The 6,210-nt window shown below is 59.0% G+C and carries 10 protein-coding genes; 8 read left to right on the plus strand and 2 right to left on the minus strand.

From position 1 onward, the window contains the following. Together AC07UX_RS20920 and AC07UX_RS20925 are read left to right on the plus strand one after the other, a co-directional pair. On the plus strand, positions 1-277 hold a 277-nt coding region (locus AC07UX_RS20920), incomplete at its 5' end, for a hypothetical protein (protein ID WP_495193895.1). 39 nt (positions 278-316) lie between these two features. Further along, complete coding sequence (locus AC07UX_RS20925; protein ID WP_495193896.1) at positions 317-952, plus strand: hypothetical protein; 636 nt, start codon at positions 317-319, stop codon at positions 950-952. A 54-nt stretch (positions 953-1,006) separates the two neighbouring features. Here the strand turns inward: AC07UX_RS20925 and AC07UX_RS20930 are convergent, their stop codons facing one another. After that, positions 1,007-1,183, minus strand: a complete 177-nt coding sequence (locus AC07UX_RS20930; protein ID WP_495193897.1) for a hypothetical protein — start codon at positions 1,181-1,183, stop codon at positions 1,007-1,009. 135 nt (positions 1,184-1,318) lie between these two features. Continuing rightward, positions 1,319-2,080, minus strand: a complete 762-nt coding sequence (locus tag AC07UX_RS20935; RefSeq protein ID WP_495193898.1) for a class I SAM-dependent methyltransferase — start codon at positions 2,078-2,080, stop codon at positions 1,319-1,321. A gap of 352 nt (positions 2,081-2,432) precedes the next feature. Between AC07UX_RS20935 and AC07UX_RS20940 the strand changes: the two genes are divergently transcribed. From AC07UX_RS20940 to AC07UX_RS20965, 6 genes are all read left to right on the plus strand, one after another. Next, a complete protein-coding gene (locus tag AC07UX_RS20940; protein ID WP_495193899.1) occupies positions 2,433-3,005 on the plus strand; it encodes a phage baseplate assembly protein V in 573 nt (190 codons plus the stop codon). Positions 3,006-3,013: 8 nt separating this feature from the next. Continuing rightward, positions 3,014-3,355, plus strand: coding sequence for a GPW/gp25 family protein (locus AC07UX_RS20945; protein WP_495193900.1), 342 nt, complete (start codon positions 3,014-3,016; stop codon positions 3,353-3,355). 16 nt (positions 3,356-3,371) lie between these two features. Then, the gene (locus tag AC07UX_RS20950; RefSeq protein WP_495193901.1) at positions 3,372-4,169 is read left to right on the plus strand and encodes a phage tail sheath subtilisin-like domain-containing protein; all 798 of its coding nucleotides are present in this window, start codon (positions 3,372-3,374) and stop codon (positions 4,167-4,169) included. A 98-nt stretch (positions 4,170-4,267) separates the two neighbouring features. Further along, on the plus strand, positions 4,268-4,543 hold the full coding sequence (locus AC07UX_RS20955) for a phage tail sheath C-terminal domain-containing protein (RefSeq protein WP_495193902.1): 276 nt from the start codon (positions 4,268-4,270) through the stop codon (positions 4,541-4,543). Positions 4,544-4,586: 43 nt separating this feature from the next. Beyond that, the gene (locus AC07UX_RS20960) at positions 4,587-4,820 is read left to right on the plus strand and encodes a phage major tail tube protein (protein WP_495193903.1); all 234 of its coding nucleotides are present in this window, start codon (positions 4,587-4,589) and stop codon (positions 4,818-4,820) included. A 92-nt stretch (positions 4,821-4,912) separates the two neighbouring features. Further along, positions 4,913-6,178: a hypothetical protein gene (locus AC07UX_RS20965; protein WP_495193904.1), complete on the plus strand. Its 1,266-nt coding sequence runs from the start codon at positions 4,913-4,915 to the stop codon at positions 6,176-6,178. Positions 6,179-6,210: the final 32 nt, after the last annotated feature.

Raw genomic sequence — 6,210 nt, forward strand, 5'->3', positions numbered from 1 at the left:
GGAGATCATCAACGCGCGCAATAGCATCATTGAGGGGTGCTATACGCGGGGCGCGTGGGACGATCGCAGCAAGACCAAGGATGGTTGGAGAATCGGCGGCGAAGCGACCGATGTAAAATTCATCAACTGTCAGACCATATCCCTAGATGTCGGCGCTGATATCGCCGATCAGGTTGAAGGAACGATCATCAATGGCTTTGTTGCTGTGGATGTGAATACGGGTATCCGCAAGAAGCACAGCGGGACGTCCGAACCATGGCTCTCGCTCACCAGCTGACACATCAGCGCCCTCAAGCGCGGCTTCGATCTCGACAACGTGCTGCAACTGACCATCGCGCCCGGCGTGCTCTACTGCCAGAATGGCGAGGGTGAGTTCATCGGCATCGATTTTGGCCTCGGCGAAATCGCCAATCAGGACTGCATGGGTATACAAGGCGGCAACGGCATCAATGCCAAACTTAAAATGCGACAGCTCGATGTCGGCGTGGATATTGCTGGCACCGCCGTCAACAATGTGATCGAGGTCGATGCGCAATATGACGCCAGGCTGTTTGCCGGTGCCGGTGCGCATGATGGCACAAATCGTCTTTCCGCTAATCTGCCAGGCCTTGGCTGGGGTCTGCCCCGCACGTCCGGACCGGTCAGCTTTGACACCAGCATGTCCGTGTTCAAGGACGTGGCGATGTTCGGTTTCGGCCATGACACGGTTGGCACCATCAAGCCTGCCGGTGGCTGGAGCAGCGTCTCTAACGACAGCAACTGGGTAGACACGCAGCTTGAATTCTACGCCAGGCGCGCCGATGCCCTCACGCGCATAGTGACATTGATGGGCGTAGGCGATCCAAATGGAATGGTTAGCGCGCCCGTCGGGTCACTATATACCCGATGCGACGGCGGTCCTGGATCCACGCTCTACGCCAAGGAAAGCGGGGACAACGACAATTCCGGTTAGGTCGCCAAATAGAATAAGGCGTTTCCTGCGACGGCGTCTCGCTGATCGCCAACACTAGTCGATCGGGCTTTCGCCCGGCTCGCCACGTGTCGCACCTAACTCGATCTCGCCAGCCAGCAGCATGCCGTCCGCAACGGTGAAACCGCTTTGCGGATCGATTACGTCGTCGCCGGAATGTCGGCCTAAGAAACGCTGGAAACGATCCAGGGCGGCTTTCACATCATCTGGCATGTTGGTCTCCTGGGTGCTGATCACTGCAAGGCAGCCGAAATGGTGCAAAGTTCATTTCGTTCAATGACTGGCGCAGTGCGGTAAACGCGCTGATCTAATAAACGCAGTGTTCACGGCCTAATCATCGTGGCGGTATTATCGTAAAGTGAAAATGGCTACAAATTCGTTATATCCGTCCAATGTTGGCTCAAACGCGGTGAACTCGAAGTTGCCAAGCAAGCGGGCTTGCGATAAAGTCTCAAACTGTTCCAAAAAACTCTTATCATTCCAGACATGACAATGCACGTCGGCTTCTCCACTGGCATGGAACGCCCTAGCATAATCATAGACTTCACCGATAGGTAGGGGAGAATTGGATTCCAGTTCAAGCCAATGCCGGTGAAAATCCATGATATGCTCGATTGTGGGATATCGGCAGCGATCATGATGATCCATCAGCAAATGATCAATCGTCGTTAACGGACGGTTTTTGTCGGGCGTCATTCGCTTGTCCGGCACCGCTAGAAAGGCAATGCCACCAGGCTTTAACAGACCCGCCAGTTCTTGGAGATAGCTGATGGGATCGGGCACATGCTCAAAGACGTGGCAAGCAATGACATAATCGAAGTGTGTCGGGATTTGGTCAGGCAGCGAACGGGACCGTTCTATCACGAAATCAACATGGCACACGGCATTTGGGTCGAGTCCCCACATGCTGACCATCTGCTCTGCCGTTCTGAAATCTGCATAAAAGCAATGCCCGATCCCCTGTGGAACGGTCGGCAAATGGCAGGCGCCGATCTCAAGCCCGACGAGACTGTCGATGTCAGCATTGCTCCGTAAAAAACGCAGGCGCTTCTCCTGATACTCGTTCCTTGCGGGTGGGCGTTTCAACTCATCAAGCACATGGCGCTCCAAAAATAGCAATTGGACTTGTACGGCTTTATGCGGGTCGCCTAAGTGATTCCATCATCTTAGCTTGAAACCAGATTGAACTAATGCCGTCCATACATGGAAAGCTGCAACCGTAGAACTCGTTGATTTATTGGAAAATGGCAAGGGATGTTTTCGTGCGGCGCTGGTGGTGAAGATTTCGCTGACGATGCCTAGTCGTCTAACACACCGGTTCGAATAGCCATAACTTCTTGTCTATTGAATTGGGATTATTGCGCGATAGCCGCGTACGGCCAGTCTTGCCCCTGCACTTGGATAGCCGCCTGTCCAAATGCAGGGGCGCGAAAGCAAATGGCGCACGCGTCATGGTCCGCGCATGGCGAACTATCAGGATGCACAACAGCAGATCGGCGAAGCGATCCAGTACGGCGTCGTCGCGTCCGTTGATCATCCCAACGCCACCTGCACGGTAACGCTTGGCGATCTGGAGACCGGCGAACTGCCTTGGGTAGCGCAGCGGGCGGGTGGGATGCGATGCTGGTCGCCGCCGACCGTCGGCGAACAATGCGTCGTGCTGGCCCCCGAAGGCGATCTGGACAATGGGCTTGTCATTCTCGGCCTCTACTCCGACGCCTGTCCGCCCCCGTCGAACGATCCCGATGTCGTGCAGATTGACATGCCTGATGGCGTGACGATCGCCTATAATCATGCGACCCATGCGCTAACGGCGATCCTGCCTGAAGGTGGCAGCGTGACGATCGACGCGCCGGGCGGCACGACCGTCAACGATCCTGTCACCATCAACGGCACCCTCGCTGTCAACGACGATGTTGCGATCAGCGGCACGGCAAACGCGCAAACCGACGTGATTGGCGGCGGCAAGAGCCTCAAGGGCCACAAGCATGGCGGCGTCCAGGCGGGCGGCGCACAAAGCGGTGCGCCAGTCTGATGGCGGGCATGCAGCGAACCTCAGGATCGGCGCTCGATGGCATCGATCATATCCGCCAGTCGATCGCCGATATCCTTTCGACGCCGGTCGGCACGCGTGTCGGCCGTCGCGCCTACGGCTCGTTGCTTCCCGACCTCATCGTCCAGCCCATGACGGCGGCCAACATCCTGCGCATCTATGCAGCAACGGCGGTCGCCATATCGCGCAATGAAGATCGTGTTCGCCTGCGCCGCGTCGCCATTCAGGCAGGCAGGCAACGCGGTGCCGCCACCATCATGATCGACGCTGACCGCACCGATATCTCTCTTGCGAACGCGCGCACCCGCCTCCTTCTGCCTCTGTCCCGTTAATTGAAAGGATTATCGCATGGCCTTCAAGCATGGCATCACCCTAATCGAAGTCAGCCAGGGCGCGCGCACGCTGACCGCCGTTTCCACCGCGATCATTGGCCTTGTCGCGACCGCGTGTGATGCGGATCCCGACATCTTCCCGCTTGATCGCCCGGCGCTTATTCTCGACGTGGAAGCTGCGATCGGTGACGCGGGCGTTGAAGGGACGTTGGCCCGATCCCTGCGCGGCATCGCCGATCATGTCCGCCCGGTTCTGGTTGTCGTGCGCGTCGAGGAAGGCGATGACGCGGCCGAAACTGCGTCCAATGTCATTGGTACCACCATCAACGGTCAAAAGACGGGGATGCAGGCGCTGCTGGCGGCGCAGGCGCAACTGGGCGTCAAGCCCAAGATCCTCGGCACCCCCGGCCTCGAAACGCAGGCCGTTACGACGGCGCTCGGCGTAGTGGCGCAAAAGCTGCGGGGCTTTGGCTACGCCCGCGCGATTGGCGAGGCGGTCGCCGACGCCATTACCTATCGCGCCGGTTTCAGTGCGCGCGAACTCATACTGCTGATGCCCGATTTTCTCGCCTGGGACACGGCCGACGCCGGTGATGTTGTCAGCTATGCCGCCGCCCGCGCCATCGGCCTGCGCGCGCTGATCGACATGCAGACAGGGCCGCATAAGACGCTGTCCAACATTCCGGTGGAAGGCGTCGTGGGTCTTAGCAAGGATATCCATTGGGATATCGAGGATCAGTCGAGCGAAGCGGGCTTGCTCAATGCGAAGGAAATCACGGCGCTGATCCGCACCGACAGCGGCCTCCGCTTCTGAGGCAACCGCACCACGGCGGCGGCCGACAGCCCCTTTGTGTTCGAAAGCACGGTGCGCGTCGCGCAGCTGCTGGCCGACACCATCGTCAACGGCATGATGTGGGCGATCGACAAGCCGCTGACCCGGCGCTGGCAAAAGACATCATCGAAACCATCAACGGCTTCTTCCGCCAATTGAAGGGTGCAGGCGTCATCCTGGGCGCGAACGCATGGTTCGATGAAACCGCCAACAGCGTCGCCAACCTCAAGGCGGGCAAGCTGCGTATCTACTATGATTACACCGTCCCGCCGCCGCTGGAGGATCTGGGGTTCAACCAGCGCATCACCGACAGCTATTTCGCCGATTTCGCCAAGCAGCTGACCGAAGTCGTCTGACGCGAAGCCCTCCCCGACATCCCACTTTGCATAGGAGCCAGCCATGGGACTGCCCCGCGTTCTCAAGAACATGAATTTCTATAATGAGGGCTTCGCCTATGGCGGCGAAGCCAAGACCGTCACTTTGCCGCCCCTCACGCGCAAGCTGGAAGAGTACCGCGATGGCGGCATGAGCGGCCCGGTCTCGATCGATATGGGCATGGAAGCGATGGAACTGTCCGCCAGCTTCGGCGGCCCGCCCAGCGAGCCTGCCGACGCTGTGATCAGCCAGACATAACGGGTCGGCCCGACCGCCGAACCCCAACCGATGAACAAGACCAAGCCCGGCGCACCCCGTCGCCGGGAACGGTCCCTTATTGCCTGAGAAAATTGCCCCAAGCGGCGCGTCAGGCGGCCGACATCACCGAACTGGCGAACTGCACCTTTCGCACCCTGTATTTCCAAAAGGATGCTCACATTGAGGAGGGCGCGTATTTCCTGCGCGTTGATTTCCCCCGCGTCAAAGGGCAGCCCCGCCGCGATGCGGTGAAGGCGACGTTTTCCGGCGCGAACCTTTCCGCCGGTGCCGAATTCAAAAAGCGCCTGTCGTCGGTTGCACCCGGTGCGCAGTGGACTGGCGCCACCGGCCATCTGGATAAGCTGATGCAGCGTCAGTGGGCCAGCATCCGTATGGTCGAGGCTATCCAGTTCACCGGCTATTCGATCGACCATGAAGCCTATCTGCTGGGCGACATCGGCGTCAGTCAGGGCAAGGTGGAAAAGGTCAACCAGGACGATTATTTCGTCTTTTCACGCAAGGCTGTGAAGCTGCGCACCGCCGATCGGCTGCTTACGATCAATTATGATGCGGACCGCCTCGATCTGGATTGGGTACAGCCGGTCTATCAGGCGTGGGGGCCAAAAGGCTTTGTCGTCCTGACCTTCTGGGTGCTGTCGCTTTTCGCGGAGCAGGTCTGCGCTTCGCAGGACTCGCTGGGTTTTCTTGAAGTGACCGGCCCTCCCGGCACCGGCAAATCAACGTTGATCGCCTTCCTGTGGAAGCTGATGGGCCGCGTCGGCAACTATGAAGGCTTCGACCCGACCAAGGCGACAAATGCGGGCATCTCTCGCACCTTGGGACAGGTAGGCAACCTGCCGGTCGTGCTGATCGAGGGCGACCGCAATCAGGATACGCCCCACAGCCGTCGGTTCGAATGGGACGAACTGAAAACCGCCTATAATGGTCGCGCCGTCCGCACCCGCGCCATCGCCAACGGCGGCATGGAAACGTTCGAACCGCCTTTCCGGGGCGCGATCGCCATCGTTCAGAATGACCCGGTCGAAGCGTCCCCGGCAATGCGGGAGCGCATCATGGGTCTGACGATCGATAAATCAGGTTGGGGCGAGCATACGCGGGGCGCGGCTGAGACGGTCGCGCGCATCGATCGCGACGACGTGTCGGGCTTCATCGTCCATATCGTGCGGAAAGAGGCGGAAATCCTCAAATGTTACCGGGAACGCTTCGCCCAGCACCGTGACGCGATGCTGAAACAACCGGGAATCCGCAACAACCGCTTGGCGCTCAATCACGCCCAGCTGGCCGCGATGTTCGACGCCATGCAGATCGTGGTGAAGAATTCCAAAGGCCGCGGCTGATGCGACCCACGATTTCATTCGGGAAATGCTCA

The organism is Sphingobium sp. GW821-FHT02B05, assembly GCF_059421905.1.

Bases quoted from the DNA above. Each gene is read 5' to 3' on its own strand.
- AC07UX_RS20930 (WP_495193897.1), bottom strand. From the start codon at position 1,183: ATGCCAGATGATGTGAAAGCCGCCCTGGATCGTTTCCAGCGTTTCTTA.
- AC07UX_RS20940 (WP_495193899.1), top strand. From the start codon at position 2,433: ATGGCGAACTATCAGGATGCACAACAGCAGATCGGCGAAGCGATCCAG.
- AC07UX_RS20945 (WP_495193900.1), top strand. From the start codon at position 3,014: ATGCAGCGAACCTCAGGATCGGCGCTCGATGGCATCGATCATATCCGC.
- AC07UX_RS20950 (WP_495193901.1), top strand. From the start codon at position 3,372: ATGGCCTTCAAGCATGGCATCACCCTAATCGAAGTCAGCCAGGGCGCG.
- AC07UX_RS20960 (WP_495193903.1), top strand. From the start codon at position 4,587: ATGGGACTGCCCCGCGTTCTCAAGAACATGAATTTCTATAATGAGGGC.